The sequence below is a fragment of the Georgenia sp. SUBG003 genome (genome assembly GCF_000715355.2).
Lineage (GTDB): Bacteria > Actinomycetota > Actinomycetes > Actinomycetales > Actinomycetaceae > Georgenia.
Window position 1 is genome coordinate 3759775 of record NZ_CP180204.1, and the last position, 19462, is coordinate 3779236.

The 19462-nt window shown below is 73.9% G+C and carries 19 protein-coding genes, 6 pseudogenes and 1 other annotated feature; of the genes and pseudogenes, 15 read left to right on the forward strand and 10 right to left on the reverse strand.

Annotation, left to right across the window (positions count from 1 at the left end; translation table 11 throughout):
• Window positions 1-5: 5 nt before the first annotated feature.
• The 3 genes and pseudogenes from DA06_RS19830 to DA06_RS19840 all read left to right on the forward strand — a co-directional run bounded on the left by DA06_RS19830 (window position 6) and on the right by DA06_RS19840 (window position 2403).
• Window positions 6-683 (forward strand): DUF6049 family protein, encoded by a 678-nt coding sequence (locus DA06_RS19830; protein WP_418605824.1) that lies wholly within the window; start codon window positions 6-8, stop codon window positions 681-683.
• Between the two features lie 609 nt (window positions 684-1292).
• Window positions 1293-1985: pseudogene (locus tag DA06_RS19835) on the forward strand (PH domain-containing protein); the annotation flags it as partial.
• Window positions 1986-2226: 241 nt separating this feature from the next.
• Window positions 2227-2403 (forward strand): LuxR C-terminal-related transcriptional regulator, encoded by a 177-nt coding sequence (locus tag DA06_RS19840; RefSeq protein ID WP_418608109.1) that lies wholly within the window; start codon window positions 2227-2229, stop codon window positions 2401-2403.
• A 144-nt stretch (window positions 2404-2547) separates the two neighbouring features.
• On the opposite strand, the gene DA06_RS19845 is transcribed toward DA06_RS19840, so the two are convergent.
• On the reverse strand, window positions 2548-3105 hold the full coding sequence (locus tag DA06_RS19845; protein WP_043503572.1) for a dihydrofolate reductase family protein: 558 nt from the start codon (window positions 3103-3105) through the stop codon (window positions 2548-2550).
• A 443-nt stretch (window positions 3106-3548) separates the two neighbouring features.
• Here DA06_RS19845 and DA06_RS19850 point away from each other — a divergent pair, with 443 nt between their 5' ends.
• Complete coding sequence (locus DA06_RS19850) at window positions 3549-3920, forward strand: SPFH domain-containing protein (RefSeq protein WP_418605826.1); 372 nt, start codon at window positions 3549-3551, stop codon at window positions 3918-3920.
• On the opposite strand, the gene DA06_RS19855 is transcribed toward DA06_RS19850, so the two are convergent.
• Window positions 3821-4378, reverse strand: a complete 558-nt coding sequence (locus tag DA06_RS19855) for a hypothetical protein (protein WP_418605827.1) — start codon at window positions 4376-4378, stop codon at window positions 3821-3823. The two genes, DA06_RS19850 and DA06_RS19855, sit on opposite strands and share 100 nt — an antisense overlap.
• Window positions 4324-5136, reverse strand: coding sequence for a hypothetical protein (locus DA06_RS19860; protein ID WP_418608351.1), 813 nt, complete (start codon window positions 5134-5136; stop codon window positions 4324-4326). Before DA06_RS19860 ends, DA06_RS19855 begins: the two co-directional genes overlap by 55 nt.
• Here DA06_RS19860 and DA06_RS19865 point away from each other — a divergent pair.
• Window positions 5081-5444 (forward strand): annotated as a pseudogene (locus DA06_RS19865) (diaminopimelate epimerase); the annotation flags it as partial. The gene DA06_RS19860 and the pseudogene DA06_RS19865 sit on opposite strands and share 56 nt — an antisense overlap.
• Before the next feature lie 69 nt (window positions 5445-5513).
• On the opposite strand, the gene DA06_RS19870 reads toward DA06_RS19865, so the two are convergent.
• The gene (locus DA06_RS19870) at window positions 5514-6443 is read right to left on the reverse strand and encodes a serine/threonine-protein kinase (protein ID WP_052437017.1); all 930 of its coding nucleotides are present in this window, start codon (window positions 6441-6443) and stop codon (window positions 5514-5516) included.
• Between the two features lie 189 nt (window positions 6444-6632).
• Here DA06_RS19870 and DA06_RS19875 point away from each other — a divergent pair, with 189 nt between their 5' ends.
• From DA06_RS19875 to DA06_RS19890, 4 genes and pseudogenes are all read left to right on the forward strand, one after another.
• On the forward strand, window positions 6633-7082 hold the full coding sequence (locus tag DA06_RS19875; protein ID WP_418605829.1) for a glutamate ligase domain-containing protein: 450 nt from the start codon (window positions 6633-6635) through the stop codon (window positions 7080-7082).
• 8 nt (window positions 7083-7090) lie between these two features.
• Window positions 7091-7810 carry a Mur ligase domain-containing protein gene (locus DA06_RS19880; RefSeq protein WP_418608111.1) on the forward strand — a complete coding sequence of 240 codons (720 nt, stop codon included), beginning with the start codon at window positions 7091-7093 and terminating at the stop codon, window positions 7808-7810.
• Window positions 7791-8321, forward strand: a pseudogene (locus DA06_RS19885) (carboxypeptidase); the annotation flags it as partial. The gene DA06_RS19880 and the pseudogene DA06_RS19885, both read left to right, overlap by 20 nt.
• Before the next feature lie 300 nt (window positions 8322-8621).
• Window positions 8622-8912 (forward strand): annotated as a pseudogene (locus DA06_RS19890) (TSUP family transporter); the annotation flags it as partial.
• Here the strand turns inward: DA06_RS19890 and DA06_RS19895 are convergent.
• The 3 genes and pseudogenes from DA06_RS19895 to rsmA all read right to left on the reverse strand — a co-directional run.
• A pseudogene (locus DA06_RS19895) lies at window positions 8855-10617 on the reverse strand (ABC-F family ATP-binding cassette domain-containing protein); the annotation flags it as partial. The pseudogenes DA06_RS19890 and DA06_RS19895 overlap by 58 nt on opposite strands.
• Complete coding sequence (locus DA06_RS19900; protein ID WP_418605830.1) at window positions 10605-11660, reverse strand: 4-(cytidine 5'-diphospho)-2-C-methyl-D-erythritol kinase; 1056 nt, start codon at window positions 11658-11660, stop codon at window positions 10605-10607. The pseudogene DA06_RS19895 and the gene DA06_RS19900, both read right to left, overlap by 13 nt.
• Window positions 11657-12570: pseudogene (rsmA, locus tag DA06_RS19905) on the reverse strand (16S rRNA (adenine(1518)-N(6)/adenine(1519)-N(6))-dimethyltransferase RsmA). Before rsmA ends, DA06_RS19900 begins: the two are co-directional and overlap by 4 nt.
• On the opposite strand from rsmA, the gene DA06_RS19910 reads away from it, so the two are divergent.
• The 4 genes from DA06_RS19910 (at window position 12487) to DA06_RS19925 (ending at window position 15450) form a co-directional block, all read left to right on the forward strand.
• Window positions 12487-12693: a hypothetical protein gene (locus DA06_RS19910; protein WP_418608352.1), complete on the forward strand. Its 207-nt coding sequence runs from the start codon at window positions 12487-12489 to the stop codon at window positions 12691-12693. The pseudogene rsmA and the gene DA06_RS19910 overlap by 84 nt on opposite strands.
• Entirely contained in the window at window positions 12690-13388 is a 699-nt protein-coding gene (gene narJ / locus DA06_RS19915; protein ID WP_043503602.1) for a nitrate reductase molybdenum cofactor assembly chaperone, read from the forward strand. Before DA06_RS19910 ends, narJ begins: the two co-directional genes overlap by 4 nt.
• Entirely contained in the window at window positions 13385-14164 is a 780-nt protein-coding gene (gene narI, locus DA06_RS19920; RefSeq protein ID WP_043503604.1) for a respiratory nitrate reductase subunit gamma, read from the forward strand. Before narJ ends, narI begins: the two co-directional genes overlap by 4 nt.
• A gap of 167 nt (window positions 14165-14331) precedes the next feature.
• A complete protein-coding gene (locus tag DA06_RS19925) occupies window positions 14332-15450 on the forward strand; it encodes a maleylacetate reductase (protein ID WP_043503606.1) in 1119 nt (372 codons plus the stop codon).
• A 12-nt stretch (window positions 15451-15462) separates the two neighbouring features.
• Here DA06_RS19925 and DA06_RS19930 read toward each other — a convergent pair whose 3' ends face one another.
• On the reverse strand, window positions 15463-16176 hold the full coding sequence (locus tag DA06_RS19930) for a hypothetical protein (protein WP_043503608.1): 714 nt from the start codon (window positions 16174-16176) through the stop codon (window positions 15463-15465).
• Window positions 16173-16535, reverse strand: coding sequence for a PadR family transcriptional regulator (locus tag DA06_RS19935; RefSeq protein ID WP_043503610.1), 363 nt, complete (start codon window positions 16533-16535; stop codon window positions 16173-16175). The genes DA06_RS19930 and DA06_RS19935 overlap by 4 nt, the downstream gene beginning before the upstream one ends.
• 125 nt (window positions 16536-16660) lie before the next feature.
• On the opposite strand from DA06_RS19935, the gene DA06_RS19940 reads away from it, so the two are divergent.
• Window positions 16661-17074, forward strand: a complete 414-nt coding sequence (locus tag DA06_RS19940) for a TOBE domain-containing protein (RefSeq protein WP_043503614.1) — start codon at window positions 16661-16663, stop codon at window positions 17072-17074.
• Window positions 17071-17988, forward strand: coding sequence for a substrate-binding domain-containing protein (locus tag DA06_RS19945; RefSeq protein WP_418605833.1), 918 nt, complete (start codon window positions 17071-17073; stop codon window positions 17986-17988). The genes DA06_RS19940 and DA06_RS19945 overlap by 4 nt, the downstream gene beginning before the upstream one ends.
• Window positions 17595-17726 (forward strand) — a sequence feature (His leader region). (Overlaps the previous gene by 132 nt.)
• Before the next feature lie 856 nt (window positions 17989-18844).
• Here the strand turns inward: DA06_RS19945 and DA06_RS19950 are convergent.
• Window positions 18845-19447 (reverse strand): hypothetical protein, encoded by a 603-nt coding sequence (locus DA06_RS19950; protein WP_418605835.1) that lies wholly within the window; start codon window positions 19445-19447, stop codon window positions 18845-18847.
• Window positions 19448-19462 lie beyond the last annotated feature (15 nt).

A 19462-nucleotide genomic window follows, 5' to 3' on the forward strand; every position in this document is an offset into this window, starting at 1 on the left:
TCGCCGTGCTCGGCGTCGGGCTCGGCGTCCGCCGTTCCGGCGCCACGGCGCCACGGTGGTGGGCGACCGGCGGGCCCGCTGCGGCGGCGGGCGCGCCGGTCGCCACCACGACGACGGCCGCGGACGGGGCCGACCTCGAGGTCGAGATCACCGACCTCGGGCCCCCCGTGCTGCGGCCCGGCCAGACCCTCGACGTGCGCGGCACGATCGCCAACCTCTCGGACGAGGACGCGACCTCGCCGGTGCTGCGGCTACGGCTCCAGCGCTACACCCCGGTCTCGCGCACGGCGCTGCAACGCTGGATGGAGCCCGGCTCCTTCTCCACCACCGTGGTGCTCGCCCGCGAGGAGCTCGAAGAGATCCCCGCCGGCGCGAGCGCGACGTTCTCCGTGGAGATCGCCCCCGAGGAGCTGGGCCTGAGCGAGTCGTCGGCGGCGTGGGGCCCGCACGGCGTCGAGGCCGCGGTCAACGACACCTCCGGCGCCGACCTCGCCGGCGCGACCGCAGCATCCTCCTGTGGTACCCGGACGTCGACGTCGAGCCCACGCCCGTCAGCGTCCTGGTCCCGATCACCCCGACGGCGCACGAGCGCACCGAGGCCTCCCTCGCCGGCACCACCGTGGGCGACGCCGCCGCACCCCGCCTCCTGGACCTGCTGGACGCCGTCGACCGGCCCGGCGTGACCGCCGCCGTCGACGGCTCGCTCCTGGCCGCGCGGCCGGGGAGATCGGCACCGCCGTCGGGGCGGCGGCCTCCGACGGCGCTACCGGGACGGGCGGGGGCTCCGGGAGACACCCCCGGTGACGCACGGCGCACCTGCGGCCGACGGTGCCACCTCGCCCGCGCAGGGCGACGCCGGCCCGACGGCTGCGGACAACCCCGAGCCGGGCTCCGGACGTCGGACGCCGAGCCGGCCGCCGGCTGGTCGGCGCTCCTCGACGCCGTCACCGCCATGGGCTCCGCGCCGGGGCCGGGAGGTGGCCCTGCTGCCGTGGGCGGACGCCGACGTCGCCGCGCTCGCGCACACCGGGTCGGACACCGAGCTCGCGACCGCCACCGCTCAGGCCGCCGACGCGGCACGCAACGCTGGGCTGGGCGACGTCCCCGTGCTGACCTGGCCGGCGACCACGCGGCCCGACCTGGACACCGTCGCCGCCGGGGACGCCGCCGCCGGCCGGGCCGTCCCGCCCGCCGTCGCCGCAGCCCCCGAGCGTGAGCTGCTCCAGGTGCCGCCGGGCCGGCTCGTCGCCTCGCTCGCCGTCTCCGGCAGCCTGACGCTGTTCGTGCTCGTCATGATCGGTCTCGCCGTCGCGGCCGTGGTCACCGGCACGTTCGCACCGATCCTCGGAGCGGTGCCGGCGCTGCTGGGCTGGGGCGGGTACCTCTGGAACCGGTTCGCCGGCGAGTTCGGGTTCCGGGCGGCGATCTCGCCCGACGGCATCCGGCTGCGGCACGGGCTCCTCGAGACCCGGACCCAGACCCTCCCGCCCGGGCGCGTCCAGGCCGTGCGGCTGACCCAGGCGCTGCTGTGGCGGCGGTTCGACTGGTGGCGCGTCGAGGTGAACGTTGCCGGGTACGGTGCCGATCCCACGGGCAGGGGTGCCGTCGAGACGGTCCTCCTTCCCGTCGGCCCCCGCGGGGACGCCCTCACCGCGCTGTGGCTGGTGCTGCCCGACCTCGGTGCCGACGACGCCCGCGACCTCCTCGACGCAGCCCTGGAGGGCTCCGGCGAGACCGCCGACTTCCGGACCAGCCCGCGCCGCGTGCGCTGGCTCGACCCGCTCACCTGGCGGCGCAACGGACTGCGCATCACCCGCACGGCGCTCCTCATGCGCGGCGGCCGACTCTCGCGCCACCTCGTGGTGGTGCCTCACGAGCGCACCCAGTCGCTGGCGATCACGCAGGGACCGCTCGAGCGCGCGTTCGGCGTGGCGAACCTCCACGCGCACTCCGTACCGGGGCCCGTCACGCCGGTTGCCCACCATCTCGACGCCGCCCTCGCCCTGACGGTGCTGCGGGAGCAGGCGGAGCGTGCCCGGACGGCGCGGGCGGCCGAGGGTCCGGAGGAGTGGATGCGGCGCGTCGAGGTGCCGACGGCCACCTCCGGCGAGGCGCCGACCACGGACGCTCCCGGCGAGCCGCCGGGCCGGCATCGTTGGCCGCCCCCGGCGCCGGACGGCGGGGCCCACGGAACTGACCGACCGCGAGCGCGAGGTGCTCGCCCTGGTGGCGGAGGGACGCAGCAACGGCGAGATCGCCGCCGCTCTGTTCATCAGCACCAAGACGGCGAGCGTGCACGTCTCCAACATCCTCGCCAAGCTCGGCGTCGGCGGGCGCGGCGAGGCTGCCGCCCTGGCGCACACGCGGCCGGAGCTGCTGGGGGCCGCCACCCGCCCGTGGTGACCCCCGCACGCGCGGCGACCCGTCAAGAGCTCCGCGAGACGTCAAGAGCTCCGCGAGACGTCAAGAACTCCGCGAGACGTCAAGAGCTCCGCGAGACGGCAAGAGCTCCGCGAGACGTCAAAGCTCCGCGAGACATCACGAGCCTCACGCGTCGAGGCGGTAGGTCAGCAGCACGTTGCCGTTGCCGAACTCGCGCACCGCGGTGCGGTGCAGGCCCACGGGCCCTGCGGCGCCCGCGAACACCGGTCGCCCCGCGCCGAGCACCACCGGGTTGACGATCACGCGCAGCTCGTCGATCACTCCGCTGGGCAGCAGGTCCCCGACCAGCGTGGAGCTGCCGAAGATGGCGATGTCCTTGCCCGGCCGTTCCTTGACCGCCGCAAGATGCCCGGCGACGTCGTCGGCCACGAACGTCGTCGGCCCCCACGGGTGGGTGGTGAGGGTGCGGGAGGCGACGATCTTGGGAAGGGCGTTCATGAAGCCGGTCACCACCGGGTCCTCCCGGGCGGCCTCCTCGGTCGGCCAGTACGCGGCCATCATCTCGAAGGTCCGCCGGCCCATGACGATCGTGTCGATGAGGTCCGACTGGCCCCGGGAGTACTGCTCGAACTCGTCGTCCGTGCGGAACCAGTCGAGGCCGTCGCCGGGATCGGCGTGGTAGCCGTCGAGGCTCGTGAGCAGGAAGGCGTAGATCTGGCGCATCGTCGCGCTCCTCTCGTCCGACGGCCACGCTACCGCCGCCGCCCCGGTCCCCACCGCCGATTAATCCCTGGCCGACGCGACAGGCGCCGTGCCATGCTCACGCTCCCGGCGAGCGAGCAGCCGGCCCGGTGTGCCGGGTCCCGGTCCTGCGGGTGGGCCCGCTGGGGCCGTCTGCCTGCGGAGCAGACTCGGCACGGTGCCTGACGCACCTGGGGTTCAACTCCCCGTCAGGACGTCGCCCGCCGGGTTCCGCGGTCGTGCGCCAGCGGTCCGGAACCGTCCGAACGAGGTCCGGCCCCCGCGCACGGCCGCGCCGGCCGGCGGCGTCCGCCGTGCCCAGGAGGCGTCCGGACGGCGGCGTCCGTGCGCCCGGGTCCGTGCCCGCGGCATACGGAGAAGCACGAAGCTGGAGAAGGTCCGAGCTGGAGAAGGAGGGAAGGGACATGTCGCTGTTCACCGTCACGGTGCCCGCGCGCCAGTGCGCGCTGCGGTACCGCCACGGCCGCCTCGACGTGGTGCTCGGGAGCGGCCGGCACCCGCGCGTCTGGGGCGCCCGGCACGTCATGGTCGACCTTCGTGACCAGCTCCTGGCGCTGGCGCCGCAGGAGATCCCCACGGCCGACGGCGTCGCGGTGAAGGCCAGCGCCGTCGTGCGCTGGTCGGTGGCCGACGCCGTGGCGTTCGTCGAGCGTGCGGCCGACCCCGTCGGGCACACCTACCTCGCCGCCCAGGTGGCGCTGCGCGAGGTGCTCGGCGGGCTCACCGTCGACGAGGTCGTCCAGCGGCCGTGCCGTGCCTCCTCGGGGCCGACCTGACCGCCGCGACGACGCCGTCGCCCGCGCCGTCGGTGTCGCGGTGGCCGAGGTCGTCGGTAGGCCTTGGCGGCCGGCAGGTTCAGCATGATCGAGCAGAAGAAGCAGTGGTCGTCGGCCCCCAGGGCGGCCACCGCCTCGTCGATCGTCGCGACGCCGTCGCCGTCGGCGGCCAGCGCGATCTGCGTCCCGTAGATCGGCGGGAGGAGGCAGCGCGCCATGTGCGACCAGCGCGCCAGCGGCAGCGAGCGCGCGAGCAGACGACGGGCCGCCGTCGGCTCGCCGGTCGCGATACGCACCTCGGCGAGCCGCTGCAGCGTGTGGGACTCCCCGACGAGCGAGCCGATGCCGTGGTGGAGGTCCACCGCCTCGCTCAGCCGCCGGTCGGCGGCCTCGACGTCGCCGCTCAGCAGCGCTGCCTCCCCGCCCAGCGTGGCGGCGAAGGCGATCGCACGCCGCACCCCGGACCGTTCCGCGGAGGCCCGCAGGCGTCCGCGAGCGCCACGACCTCCTCGTACGGTGTCGGCCCGTACAGCACGTACTCGGCGACGCACAGGTGGGAGTCGAAGAGGCCGGTCGCCAGCTGCGGCCGCTCGGCGCCCCGGCGCAGCTCGGCGTGCAGCCGGTGGAAGAACTGCCCGTCGTAGTGGGCCAGCAGCGCCTCGAACGCCACGAGGTCGAACGCCGCGTTGGGGGAGCCGGCGGCCAGGACGATCTGCCGCTTGGCCAGCTCGGCGTCGTCGCGCGCCCCGTCCAGGTCGCCGGTGAAGAGGTGGACGTGGCCGCGGGCGAGGATGAGCTCGGCGTCGGCGGCCTGGTTCTCGCCGTCCGGCTCGAGGCCCTCCAGGGCGAGGGCCGCCGTGTCCAGGTCTCCGGTGACGAGCGCGGCCTTGGAGAGGTTGGTGCGCAGGTGCCGGACCCTCGCCGGGTCGGCGGCGTGGGCGAGGGCCTCCCGGTGCGCGTCGACGGCGTCGGGGTGCCCGGCGGCGTTGAGCATGTCGGCCCTGAGGGTCAGCAGGTCCGCCAGCTCCTCCCCCGTCGCCGCGGGCCGGACGCGGTCGAGCAGGGCGAGCGCGTCCCGGAAGGCCCCACCGCCGCGCGGGTCTCGGCGCGGCGGCGGACGCCGACGACCTCCTCGCCGCAGCGCTGCATATCCTGGCGCCATGACCACGAGCTTCGGCGTGCTGGCCGGCCGCACCCTGACCACCGGCCACGGCACGGAGAACGACTTCGTGCTGGTGCCCGACCTCGAGGGGACTCTCCTGATCCGTGCGGAGGAGGTCGCCGCCGTGTGCGACCGCCACGCCGGCATCGGTGCCGACGGCCTGATCCGGGTGGTGCGCTCGCGCGCGCTGCCCGAGGGGCCGCCGTGCTCGCCCAGGCCCCGGACGCCGAGTGGTTCATGGACTACCGCAACGCGGACGGCTCGCTCGCGGAGATGTGCGGGAACGGGTGCGGGTCTTCGCCCACTACCTGCGCAGCACCGGTCTGGTCGCGCTGGACGACGGCGCGAGCGTCGTCGTCGGCAGGGTTGCGGTGCCGTTCCCTCCGGGGCGGGCCGCGACGGGCTTCCGTTCCGGGCAGCCTCGCTCCCCCTCAGCGCCGGGCCGGCAGCCGTGGGGGGCGACATCTCCGCCGCCGGGGGAGGGCGGCACGGTGCGTCGGGCCGGGAGCGTCGGGCCGGCCGACGGCGGGGACGATGCCGCGGGGGTGAGCTGCTCCGCGATGCGGGCCAGCCACTCGTGCGCCTCGACGGCGGTGGGTCGGGCGTCCGCCGACTTGTCCAGCAGGGCGCCGACCAGGGCGTCGAGCTCGTCGGGGACGTCGGGCCGCAGGCTGCGCAGGCGCGGCGGCTGGATGTAGGCGTGGTGCTGCAGGATAGCCACCGGGGACTCCGCCGTGAACGGGGGGCCGCCCGGCGACCATCGTGGTGAGCAGGCAGCCGACCGAGTACATGTCCGTGCCGGAGGTCGCGGGTTCCGCGCGGGCCTGCTCGGGCGCCATGTACTCGGCGGTGCCGAGCGTGGTGCCGGGCGCGGTGAGGGAGGTGACCGCCTGGAACTCGATGGCGGCGATCCCGAAGTCCACCACGGTGATCTTCTCGCCGTCGACGATGATGTTCGCCGGCTTGATGTCGCGGTGGACGATGCCGGCCGCGTGGGCGGCGGCGAGGGCGCCCGCGACGCGTCCGCCGATGCGCACCGCCTCCGTCAGGGGCAGCGGCCCCTCCGCGAGGAGTGCCGCGAGCGTGCGGCCGGACGCGAGCTCCATGACCAGGAAGGCGGTGTCGCCGTCGACGCCCGCGTCGTGGATGGTGACGATGTCCGGGTGGTCCAGCGCCGCGGTCGCGACGGCCTCGCGGCGCAACCGGTCCCCGAGGGTGTGGTCGGTGGCGTCGACGACGTTGGCGGTCTTGACGGCGATGCGCCGGCCGAGGACGAGGTCGCGCCCCCGCCACACCTCCGCCATACCGCCCCGGCCGAGCTTCTGGTCCAGCTCGTAACGACCGGCGAGCACGACATTCATGGATCAATTCTCGGTGACGGTGGCCGATACGGCACCTCGGGGGTGGCCGGGCGACCGAGTCGTGCGCCACACTCGCTCCATGACGCCTCCGACGACGGAGCTCGGCGGCGTCGCCGTTGCCGGTGCCGGCGGGCCCGCCGTGCGGGCCGCCGGGCTACGGGTCTGGAGCAGCTCGCCGGCGCGCCGCGCGTGATCGTCGACTTCGCCCACAACCCCGGCGCGCTCGCCAAGGCCCTCGCCGCGCTGCGCCCGACGACGGCGGGGAGGCTGGTGCTCGTCTTCGGTGCCACCGGGTCGCGCGACCGGTCCAAGCGCCCCGAGATGGCGCGGATCGCCGTCGACGGGGCGGACGTCGTCGTCGTCACGGACGACGACCCGCACGACGAGCCGGCCGAGCAGATCCGGGCCGAGGTCCTGGCGGCGGCGCGGGCGCATGTGCCCGACGCCACCGTGCGCGAGATTGGGAGCCGGGCCGAGGCCATCCGTACCGTTGTCCTCGAGGCCGGCGAGGACGACACGGTGCTCGTCGCCGGCCGCGGCCACGAGACCGTGCAGGAGATCGCCGGCGTGGACCACCACCTGGACGACCGCGAAGAGGTGCGTGCCGCCCTGGTGCAGCGCGCCGGAGGACACAGCTGATGATCACCATGACGCTCGCGCAGGTCGCCGCCGTGACGGGCGGCGAGCTCGCGGGACAGGAGGGCGTGCCCGTCACGGGCGACGTCGTCACCGACTCCCGTGCCGTCGCCCCCGGGGCCCTCTTCGCCGCCTTCGCCGGCGAGCACGTGGACGGCCACGACTACGTCACCCGGGCGCTGGACGCCGGCGCCGCCGGCGCGCTCGTCTCCCGCCCCGTCGCGCACTCCCACCACGCGCGCCGCCGCAACTCCCGGCACGCCCCACGCCACCCCCGCACGCCGCACTCCCGCCACACGCGCCGCCGCGCTCCAGGCCCGACTGACGTGATCTGGCTGCGCACGAGCCGAGCTAGGCGGGATGTCGTGGAAAAACTGTTCCCGCCCGGCGGCGACCTGGCCCCCGAGGTCACAACCGGCCATGTCCGCTTCCGGCCTGCGGAAGTCCTGGCGCCCGGCGGCCTGCCCGGCGAGCATCGACAGCACCCGGGGAACGGGGCGCGACACGGTCGGTCCCGCGGATCCCCGGGGCCAACCTCCGCCGCGCGGCGGGGCCGACCTCCGCCGGCGGGCGGGAACCGACATACGGGAGCAACCACCGTGAAGACTGCCACCAAGGCGCTCACCCTCACTGGCGCCGTCGCGCCCGGCGCCGGCCTCGCCTCCCCCGCGATCGCCGGGGAGGGACCCAGCTACAACGGCCACGAGACGCGGGGTGGACCTCAATCGTGACCACGTCGCCAAGCTCCGGCCCGAGACGCAGGCGCTGCACAAGAACGTCTTGGGCAAGTACGACATCGACTACATGATCGACCTGCACCACCAGGGCACCCAGAGCGAGGTCGACGGCCAGCTGGTCTCCGGGTCGATGCTTTACCCGACCACGAGCTCCGTCTCGCCCGAGCTGGTCGAGAGCTCCAAGCGGCTGGGCTCGGTCGTCTACGACGCCGTCGACCCGACCGGCTGGGGGCACATCGGCAAGTACGTCGGCGGCACCGCCAACACCATCGGACGCAACGGAATCGCGGCCGAGTACGGCATCGCCACGCTGCTGTTCGAGATGAGGGGCATGGCCGACCACGAGGGTGAGTGGGCGATCCTCGGCCAGAAGAGCAACGGCTACCTGATCCGTCAGACCGTGGTCACGCTCGAGGCCACCGCGCGGGCGATCGCGGACGGCTCCATCGAGACGGCGGACACGTCGTTCTGGGACACCCTGCCGGAGCAGCAGACCAGGCAGTGATCCTGCGACCGGGCACCGGGCACCGGGCACCGGGCGCCGGGCGCCGGGCGCCGGCTGAGCGAGGCAGGCCGGGTTCGGCCTGGCTGCGCTGAGCGCCCCGGGTGCCGAGCGACCCCGCAGCCGGTGGAACGCCCACAGACCCGCTGCGCGACGCGGACCGCCGACACGGACGCCGGCGGTCCGTGTCGCGTCCCCGGGATAACGTGACCGAATGGCTGCCCCTTCCCCTGCCGGCCGCGCGCGACGAGCGGAGCCGGCCCCGTGGAGGCGGTGATCGCGCCCCTGCTCGTCGGGGCCGTGGTGGGTCTCGTCGTCGGCTCCCTGGGCGGGGGCGGTGGGGTCCTGACCGTCCCGATCCTCGTCTACATGCTCGACCAGGACCCGCACGTCGCGGCAACGAGCTCCCTGGCGATCGTGGGAGCCACGTCCCTTACCGCACTGATCCCCCACGCACGCGCGGGCAACGTCCGCTGGCGGGCGGGGGCCGGGTTCGCGCTGCTGGCCACGGTGGGAACGGTCGCGGGCGCCGCGCTCTCGCTCCTTGTCGGCGGCGCGGCGCTCATGGCCGGCTTCGCGGTCCTGCTCCTCGTCGTCGCCACGCTGATGCTCGCCCGAGCACGCCGCCCGCGCGGCGGTGCTCCGGACCCCCGCCGGGCCGCGGCCTCGAGCTCGTGGCGCAGCCGCAGGTACTCGTCGATGCCGCCGGGCAGGCCGCGCAGGCGGCCGTCGCCGAGCAGCGCCAGCTGATGGTCGGTGACCCGCTCGAGGAGGTACCGGTCGTGGGAGACCACCACGAGCGTGCCGGGCCAGCCGTCGAGGAGGTCCTCGACGGCGGCGAGGGTGTCGGTGTCCAGGTCGTTGGTGGGCTCGTCCAGCAGCAGCACGTTCGGCTCGGCGACGAGGAGCCTGAGCAGCTGCAGGCGCCGGCGTTCCCCGCCGGAGAGGTCGGCCACCGGCGTCCACGCGCGCTCGCGCGTGAACCCGAGCCTCTCGACGAGCTGGCCGGCGGTCAGCTCCCTGCCGCCCACCTCGACGCGCCCGCGGACCTCCTCCACCGCCTCGATCACCCGCAGGTGGGCGACCTCGTCGAGCTCGTGGGTCTCCTGCGAGAGGGTGCGCACCTGCACGGTCTTCCCGCGCCGCACCCGGCCGGCGGTCGGCTGCTGGGTGCCGGCCAGGAGGCGCAGCAGCGTCGACTTGCCGGCGCCGTTGACGCCCACGAGCCCCACCCGCTCTCCCGGTGCCAGGCGCCAGGTGACGTCGTCGAGGACGGTCCGGGTGCCGCCGTCGTCCGTGCCGACCGGCGTTCCGGACCCGTTGCCGGACGGCCCGGCCGCGCCGTCGGCCCTCTCCCCCGGGGCGGAGCGGGTAGGTGACGGTGACGTCCTCGAGGTCGAGGACGTCCTTGCCGAGCCGGGTGGTGGCGAGGCGGGTGAGCTCCAGCGGGTCGCGCGGGGGCGGCTCGTCGGCGATGAGCTCGGCCGCGGCGTCGAGGCGGAACTTCGGCTTGGAGGTGCGGGCGGGTGCGCCGCGACGCAGCCAGGCGAGCTCCTTGCGCAGGAGGTTGGCGCGCTTCTCCTCGGCGAGCGCGGCGGTGCGCTGCCGCTCGGCCCGTGCCAGGACGTAGGCCGCGTACCCGCCGTCGTACGTCTCGACGCGGCCGGGCACCGGGCGCGCGGCCGCGGGGGCCCGGTCGTCGCCCGGGGACGACCTCCCACACGCGCGTGCACACCGCGTCGAGGAACCAGCGGTCGTGGGTGACGACGACGAGCGCGCCCTCGCCGCGGCGGTAGCGCTCCTGCACGTGGCGGGCGAGCCAGTCCACCCCCTCGACGTCGAGGTGGTTCGTGGGCTCGTCGAGGATGAGCACCTCGGCGTCCTCGGTGAGGACCCGGGCGAGCGCCACGCGACGTCGCTGCCCGCCGGAGAGGGTGGCGACGTCGGCGTCGAGGGACACGTCCGCGAGGAGGCCCGCGTGGATGTCACGCACGCTGGCCTGCGAGGCCCAGACGTGCTCGTCGACGCCGGGGTGGACGACGTCGCGGACGCTGGTGCCGGCGGGGAGCGCGTCGGCCTGGTCCAGGACGGCCACGCGGGTGCCGCCGGCGCGGGTGACCCGCCCGGCGTCGGCCGTTGCCGTGCCGGCGAGAATCTTCAGCAGGGTGGACTTGCCGGCGCCGTTGCGGCCCAGCACGCCGACGCGCATGCCGTCGTCGAGACCGAGGGTGACGTCGGCGAAGATGGGGCGGGCGCCGAGCGTGACGCCCATGCCCTCCATGCCGATCAGATGGGCCACGGACGGCCTCCGTGGGCGGAGGAAGGGAGGTGAAGTTCGAGCACGTCCTCCAGTGTCGCAAACCGCGGGGCCGCCGCCGGACCCCGGCGAGACGGCGGCGCCGCTACGGGCGGCGGCCGACGTGCTCGAGCACGCGCGCCCCGGCCACGGGGCCCGTGACGGTGAGGATCTCGGCGGCGACGTCGGCGCTGCGCATCACCCCCGGCGACGCTCGCCGCGTGCGGGGCGTCCAGCGCGAGGGCAGCGACCGTCGGCCCGGACCCCGAGACGATGGCGGCCAGGGCTCCGGCCCGGTCGGCCGCGGCGAGGACGTCACCGAGCTCGGGGCGCAGGGACAGCGCCGCCTCCTCGAGGTCGTTGTGGAGGGACCGGGCCAGCACGAGCGGGTCGGCCCCCAGCAGCGCCGAGACGATCCCGCCGTCGAGGCGCGGGGCGTCCGGCGTGTCCGGGGTCTCCGGGGTGCCGGCGGGAAAGGCGTGGATCTCGTCGAACTCGCGGAAGACCGCGGGCGTGGACAGCCCCTCGGCCTGGACCGCGAGCACCCAGTGGTACTGTCCGCGGCTCATGACGGGCGTGAGAAGGTCGCCGCGGCCGGTCCCCATCGCCGACAGGCCGGTGAGGGCGAAGGGGACGTCCGCCCCGAGCTCGGCGGCCAGCTCGCCGAGCTCCTCCCGCCCCAGGCCGGTGCCCCAGAGCTGGTCGCAGGCGAGCAGGGTGGCGGCCGCGTCCGCGGACCCGCCCGCCATGCCGCCGGCCACCGGTACCTGCTTGGTGAGTGTCAGGTGCACGCCGGCCTCGGTGCCGGACGTCTCGCGCAGCAGGGCCGCGGCGCGGACGGCGAGGTTGCCGCTGTCCGTGGGCAGGTCGGCGCCGCGGCCGTGGATCTCGAGCGTGATGTCGTCCGCCGGGCGCGCGACGACGTCCTCGTAGAGCGAGACCGCCTGGAAGAGCGTGGCGAGCGGGTGGTAGCCGTCCGGCCGGGGCGCGCCCACGCGCAGTGCGAGGTTGATCTTTCCCGGGGCCCGGACGTGGACGGCGCTCACGCGCCCAGCGTGCCAGACGTGGCGCCCTGCGCACCCGCTGACCCGGCGTGCTGGGCGATCCGGGCGAAGTCGGCGATCCCGAGCCGCTCGCCGCGCAGACCGGGATCGATGCCGGCGGCGCGCAGCACCTCCTCGGCGGTGGCCGCGGATCCCGCCCAGCTGGCCAGGGCGGCGCGCAGGTCTTGCGACGCTGGGCGAAGGCGGCGTCGACGACGGCGAAGACCTCCTCGCGCGTCGCCGTCGTCGCCGGCGGCTCGCGGCGGGTGAGCCGCACGAGCGCGGAGTCCACGTTGGGCACGGGCCAGAAGACGCTCCGCGAGATGGTGCCCGCGCGTGCGGCCTCGGCGTACCAGGCCGCCTTGGCGGACGGCACGCCGTAGGTGCGGGAGCCGGGCGGGGCGGCGATCCGGTCGGCCACCTCGGCCTGGACCATGACGAGCACCTCGCGCAGGCTGGGCAGGTTCTCCAGCAGCGTGAGCAGCACGGGCACCGCGACGTTGTAGGGCAGGTTCGCGACCAGCTTGGCGGGGGCGACGGCGGACGCGCCGTCCGTCCCTTCCTGCGGAACCGGCAGGATCTCCGGACCCGTGACGGTCATGGCGTCGGCGCGCAGCACGGCCAGCCGTCCGGCGGCCTCCGGCATGCGGGCGGCGACCGTGACCGGAAGCGCCGCGGCGAGCGGGGGGTCGATCTCGACGGCGACCACGCGCGCCCCGGTCTCGAGGAGGGCGAGCGTGAGGGAGCCGAGGCCGGGGCCGACCTCCAGGACCACGTCCTCGGGGCCGACGGCGGCCGAGCGGACGATGCGACGCACGGTTCCGGCGTCGTGGACGAAGTTCTGGCCGAGCGTCTTGGTGGGCCGGACGCCGAGGGCCTCGGAGAGCCGGCGGACGTCGGCCGGGCCGAGCAGGCCGGTGTGCTCGGTCGGTGCGGCGGGGTCGTCGGTCACTGCGCGAGCGCCGCCGGGGACGGCAGCGGAGCGCCCGACCGCCCCGCGCCCGACGGCCGCCCGGACGGGGAGGGGACCCGATGAGCTCCTTCGTCCGAGTCCCCTCGATGACGCCGCTGGCGCCGGTGCACGTGACCGAGCGCCAGCGCGCCGTCGCCTGCATGGCGGCGTCCGTCCTCCTGGACTACCCGAGCGCGGACCAGCTCGAGCGCCTGCGCACCGTGGGCGCCGCGGTCGCCGGCCTGCCGGACCCGGTGCGCGAGCGGCTCGAGGGCTTCGTCGCCCACGCCCTCGCCCAGGACCCGCAGGTGCTCGCGCGGCACTACGTCGACACGTTCGACCTGAGGCGCAAGTGCTCGATGTACCTGTCGTACTTCCTCACGGGCGACACCCGACGTCGCGGCACCGCGCTCGTGCGGTTCGTGGAGGCGTACCGGGCGGCCGGGTGGGAGGTCGGCCGCGAGGAGCTGCCCGACTTCCTGCCGGTGGTGCTGGAGTTCACCGCCGTCGCGGACACCGAGCTGGGCACCGCCCTGCTCGCCGCCCACCGCGAGGGCGTGGAGGTGCTGCGCTCGGCGCTGACGTCGATGGGCAGCCCCTACGCGGCCGTCGTCGAGGCGGTCTGCCTCGTGCTGCCGCGCGCCAGCGCCGACGTCGAGGACCGGCTGCTGCGGCTCATCACCGCCGGCCCGCCGACGGAGATGGTCGGTCTCAGCGCACTGGGGCCGCTCGAGCCCTTCGCCCCCGGCGGGGGCGCCGACAAGGAGGTCCGGGTATGAGCGCGGGTCAGATCCTGCTGTGGGTCGTCTTCCCGTACGTGGCGATGGCGGTCTTCGTCGTCGGGATGGTGTGGCGGTACCGCTACGACAAGTTCGGCTGGACCACGCGCTCGTCCGAGCTGTACGAGAAGACGCTGCTGCGCCTCGGCTCCCCCCTGTTCCACTTCGGGATCATCTTCGTCGGTCTCGGGCACTTCATGGGGCTGCTCATCCCGAAGGACTGGACCGAGGCGGTGGGCTTCAACGAGACGGCGTACCACTTCATCGCCACGTACATGGGGTCGGTCGCGGGGGTGGTGACCCTGGTGGGGCTGGTGCTGCTGATCTACCGCCGGCGCGTGACCGGACCGGTGTTCCTGGCCACCACCCGGGTGGACAAGTTCATGTACGTCATGCTCGCGATCCCGATCCTCCTGGGCATGTGGGCGACCATCCAGCTCCAGCTGCTCGGTGGCGCGCACGGCTACGACTACCGGGAGACGATCTCGCCCTGGCTGCGCTCGCTGCTGTACTTCCAGCCGATGCCGGAGCTGATGACGGACGTGCCGCTGTCGTTCAAGCTGCACATCACCGCCGCGTTCCTGCTGTTCATGGTCTGGCCGTTCACCCGGCTGGTCCACGCGTTCTCGGCGCCGGTGCAGTACTCGACCCGGCCGTACATCGTCTACCGCTCGCGGGAGGAGTCGAGCGCGGCCGGAGCGCGCGGGCCTCGCCGCGGCTGGGAGCCCAGCGTCGCCCCGCGCGACCGGCGGCGCCCGACCAGCACGAACACCTGAGCCCACCGCACCGCTCGGAGAAGCTGCCCGCGGGGGGCGCCGGCTGGTCCGGCGCCCCCCGCGGCACGCCCGCACCTCCACCACGTCCGCGCCGTTCGGGCCATGATGGAAGGCAGGCGGGCCGGACCGTCCGGTGCGCCCCGACCGAGCGACGAGGAGGTTGACCGGTGCAGTTCACCTTCGAGACCGCGCCCGCCCGAGTGGTCTTCGGCCGCGGGACCGTACGCACGGCGCTCGCCGCGGAGCTCGCCCGTCTCGGGGCGCGCCGGATCATGGTGGTCACCGCTCCGCGCAACCAGACTCTCGCCCACTCGGTGGCCACACCCTTCGGCGACGCCGTGGTCTCCGTCTTCACGGAGGTCGCCGAGCACGTGCCCGCCCCCGTCGGGGCGCGGGCCGTCGCGCTCGCGCGCGAGGTCCGGGCGGACACGCTGCTGAGCATCGGCGGCGGCTCGACCACCGGCACCGCGAAGATCGTCGCCCGTGACCTGCACCTGCCGATCCTCGCCGTGCCGACCACGTACTCGGGCTCCGAGGCGACGCCCGTCTGGGGCACCACCCGCGACGGCCGCCGGGAGACCGGCTCCGACCCGGCGGTCCGGCCACGCACCGTCGTTCTCGACCCGGACCTGACGGACCGCCTGCCGCGCGACCTCGCGGTGGCGTCGGGTCTGAGCGCCCTCGCGCGTGCGGTGGAGGCGCACTGGGCGCCGGGTGCCAGCCCCATCGGCTCCGCGATGGCGGACGAGGCGGTGCACGCGCTCGCCACCGGGCTGCGCGGGATCGGGCGCGACAGCCTCGCAGAGGCGCAGGCCCCGGAGAAGGCGCTGACGGATCCGGTCTCGGTGTGGGCGGGCACCCCCACCGCCGCGGGCGAGCAGCTCCTCTACGGCGCCTACCTTGCCGGGGCCACGTTCGCGTCGGCCGGGGCGGGGCTCCACCACAAGATCTGCCAGACCCTCGGCGGCACGTTCAACCTGCCGCACGCGGCCCTGCACGCGGTGGTCCTCCCCCACGTCCTGGCGTTCAACGCCCCGGCCGTGCCGCAGGCCGCCGCCCGGATCGCCCGCGCCCTGGAGGCCGAGGAGGCGGTGAGCGGACTGCGGGCTCTGGCAGCTTCCGTCGGCGCGCCGCGCACCCTCGCGCAGCTCGGGCTGCTCCCGCGGCAGCTGGACGAGGCCGTCGACCGGGTGAGCGCCACGCTGCCGTTCGAGAATCCGCGCCACGTCGGCAAGAACGAGGTGCGGGCCATCATCACCGCCGCCTTCGGCGGGCACGGCGGCTGACGCCGGGGCGGGTCAGCGCAGCGCGTGGAGCACCCAGACGAGACCCATGACGGCGAGGGTGCCCGACGGAAGCAGCCACGCCGCCCAGGCCAGACCGCCGCGCCGGCGCACGCCGCCGTCGTCCTCGGCCCCGCCGTCCGGCGCCCCGGTGACCGGCCCGACGACCGGGTCGTCGTACGACCCGTGCAGGTGGTCCCGCACGGCGGTGCCCAGCACCAGGAGGAGGCCACCGACCGTCACGGCCGCCGCGGGCACGTGCACGAGCGTCTGGGTCAGCACCACCGGTGCGCCGACGACGACGGCGAGCGCGAGCCCCGCGAGCCCCGCCGCCGTCCACGGGTGCTCGAGCACGAGGCGAAGCGTGCGCAGGAGCAGCGGCGCGAGCAGCACGAGGACGGCGGTGGCCACGGCCAGCCCCAGCGTGAGGGCCAGGCTCTCGCCGTCGAGCCACGACGCGAACCCCCACGTCGCCACCACCATCCCGGCCAGGCCGCCCGCGGTGCTCAGGAGCATCCCGGCGGGGCGGACCTCCTGGGCGGGCAGCCCGAGGCTGCGGGCGTAGTCGGCGGGCGCGCCGAAGGCCTCGTACGGGTCCTCGCCGGACTCGGCGCAGTGCGACCGCACCTGCTCGACGGCATCGCCGATGTGCCGCCCGGAGACGTCGAGGAGCCGCAGCTCGACGACGAAGTCCGTCTCCCACGTGCGACTCTGCCTGGTCTCGTTCATGATGTCTCTCCCTCGGTGCCGGGGCGGGAACCGCCCTCCAGATGCCCCTCCACGGTGCGCGCGAACTCCGCCCAGCGGGACGCGAGCATGTCGCGCTCCGCACGGCCGGCGTCGGTCAGCGCGTAGTACTTGCGTGCCGGCCCGCTCTCGCCGGTCGACCAGCTCGTCCCGACGAGGCCCGCCTTCTCGAACCGCGTCAGCAGCGGGTAGAGCGTGCCGCCCTTGATGGTCCCGAGACCTGCCCGCTCGAGCTGGGCCGCGATGGCGTACCCGTAGCTCGGCCCCTGGGCGAGCGTGTGCAGGACGCAGACCTCGAGGACGCCTCGCAGCCAGTCTCCCGGCCAGACCGAACCCGTCACGGCTACATAGTCCCACTACTTAGCCAGCCTGTCTATCTAGTACCTCGCGGGCGGGACCCCACAGCGACGCACTATCGGCGGTCCGAGGCTTCCGCAGCCGCAGACGCGGGACTAGCATGCGATCTGTGCCGCAGTACCGGATCAGTGAGGCCTCCGAGCTTCTGGGGGTCAGCGACGACACCGTCCGCCGCTGGGTCGACGACCGCCGCCTGCCGTCGTCCGTGGACGGGGCGGGCCGCAAGGTGGTCGACGGCGCCGCGCTCGCCCGCCATGCGCAGGAGCTCGCCGCCCGGGGAGCCGGGCGCGGGTCCGGCGACGGTGTGGGCCGCTCCGCCCGCAACCGGTTCACCGGCCTCGTCACCCGCGTCGTCGCCGACGGCGTCATGGCGCAGGTGGAACTGCAGTGCGGCCCGTACCGGGTGGTCTCGCTGATGAGCAGCGAGGCAGCCTCGGAGCTCGGTCTCGAGCCCGGCTCGCTCGCCACCGCCGTCGTCAAGGCGACGAACGTCATCGTCGAGACGCCCCCGGCCCGCCCGTGACCAGGGGACCGGTGGTGCAGGCGGCGGTGCTGCTGGCCTCCGCGGGAGTGCTCGCGTCCTGCTCCGCCGGGAGCGGCGGCGCCGCCCGAACCGCGGCGGACGCCGGCGGACCGGCCGGTGAGCTCACCGTCTTCGCGGCCGCCTCCCTCGTGGACGTGGCCGAGCAGGTCACGGCGGCCGTGGAGGCCCGGCACCCCGACCTCACCGTGACCCTGTCGCTCGCGGGCTCGTCCGACCTCGTCGCCCAGGTCCTCGCCGGCGCACCGGCCGACGTCCTCGTCACCGCCGACGAGACCACCATGGGCCGCGCCGTCGAGGCGGGGGCCGTGGGCGAGCCCACCCTCGTGGCGCTCAACCACCCCGTCCTGGTGGTCCCCCCCGGCAACCCGGCGGGCGTCACCGGGCTCGACGACTCCCTGGACGACGCCCTGCTGGTGGTCTGCGCGCCGCAGGTGCCCTGCGGCGCGGCGGCCGGCGAGCTCGCCGCCGTCTTTTCCCCCTTTTGGGGGAAAAAAGGGGCCCCCAAAAATTTTCCCCCGGGGGAAAAATTTTCCCCCGGGGGAAAAATTTTGGGGGTTTTAAAAAACCCCCAAAAAGGGGGCCCCCTTTTAAAAACCCCCGGGGGTTTTAAAAACCCCCGGGGGTTTTCCCCCTTTTGGGGGAAAAAGGGGGCCCCCAAAAAATTTTCCCCCGGGGGAAAAATTTTCCCCCGGGGGAAAAATTTTGGGGGTTTTAAAAACCCCCAAAAAGGGGGCCCCCTTTTAAAAACCCCCGGGGGTTTTAAAAACCCCCGGGGGTTTTCCCCCTTTTGGGGGAAAAAGGGGGCCCCCAAAAATTTTCCCCCGGGGAAAAATTTTCCCCCGGGGGAAAAATTTGGGGGTTTTAAAAACCCCCAAAAAGGGGCCCCCTTTTAAAACCCCCGGGGGTTTAAAAACCCCCGGGGGTTTCCCCCTTTTGGGGGAAAAGGGGGCCCCCAAAAATTTCCCCCGGGGAAAATTTCCCCGGGGAAAATTTGGGGTTTAAAACCCCAAAAGGGGCCCCTTTAAAACCCCGGGGTTTAAAACCCCGGGGTTTCCCCTTTGGGGAAAAGGGGCCCCAAAATTTCCCCGGGGAAAATTTCCCCGGGGAAAATTTGGGGTTTAAAACCCCAAAAGGGGCCCCTTTAAAACCCCGGGGTTTAAAACCCCGGGGTTTCCCCTTTGGGGAAAAGGGGCCCCAAAATTTCCCCGGGGAAAATTTCCCCGGGGAAAATTTGGGGTTTAAAACCCCAAAAGGGGCCCCTTTAAAACCCCGGGGTTTAAAACCCCGGGGTTTCCCCTTTGGGGAAAAGGGGCCCCAAAATTTCCCCGGGGAAAATTTCCCCGGGGAAAATTTGGGGTTTAAAACCCCAAAAGGGGCCCCTTTAAAACCCCGGGGTTTAAAACCCCGGGGTTTCCCCTTTGGGGAAAAGGGGCCCCAAAATTTCCCCGGGGAAAATTTCCCCGGGGAAAATTTGGGGTTTAAAACCCCAAAAGGGGCCCCTTTAAAACCCCGGGGTTTAAAACCCCGGGGTTTCCCCTTTGGGGAAAAGGGGCCCCAAAATTTCCCCGGGGAAAATTTCCCCGGGGAAAATTTGGGGTTTAAAACCCCAAAAGGGGCCCCTTTAAAACCCCGGGGTTTAAAACCCCGGGGTTTCCCCTTTGGGGAAAAGGGGCCCCAAAATTTCCCCGGGGAAAATTTCCCCGGGGAAAATTTGGGGTTTAAAACCCCAAAAGCCTGGGACGTCTCCGCCTACGACGCGCTGCAGGCGCTGGCCCGCCTGACCGCCCGCCCCGGCCCGGCCCGCGCACCCGGGTGCGGCTCGGCGCCGCCACCCTGCGGCGCCTGGCCGACGGGGGGCTGGAGGACGTCCGCGAGTCGCTCGCCCGCGCGGCGGCCCTGGGGGCGTTCACCCTGCGTCCGCACGACACGCCGTGGTACGGCGCCCGCCTGACCGACGGGCCCGCCGCGTCGGCGGCCCTGGAGCGCACGCAGCGCCTGGGTGAGCTGACCCTGCCCACCCTGCTCGGGCAGGTCGAGCGCGTCGCCGCCCAGACGGGTCTGGAGCGCGCCACGAGCCTCGACGCCTGGAGCGAGCAGCTGCGCATGCTCGACGGCGTCGCGGAGGCCCTCGACGTCTTCCTCCCGCAGATCTTCGAGCGCTCCGCCGCCGACATGGTCATCGCCACCGCCACCTCCGCGTGGCGCAAGGAGCACGGCGTGTCCATGAAGGGCTCCGTGCGGCGCCGCCTGCGCAAGCAGGCGAAGGACCTGCTGCGGCCCGGACGCCCGGTCGCCGACCTGCACGCCGAGCTGGTCCGGGTGCAGGAGCAGCGCGAGATCTGGCGGCGCCACAACCCCGCCGGCGGC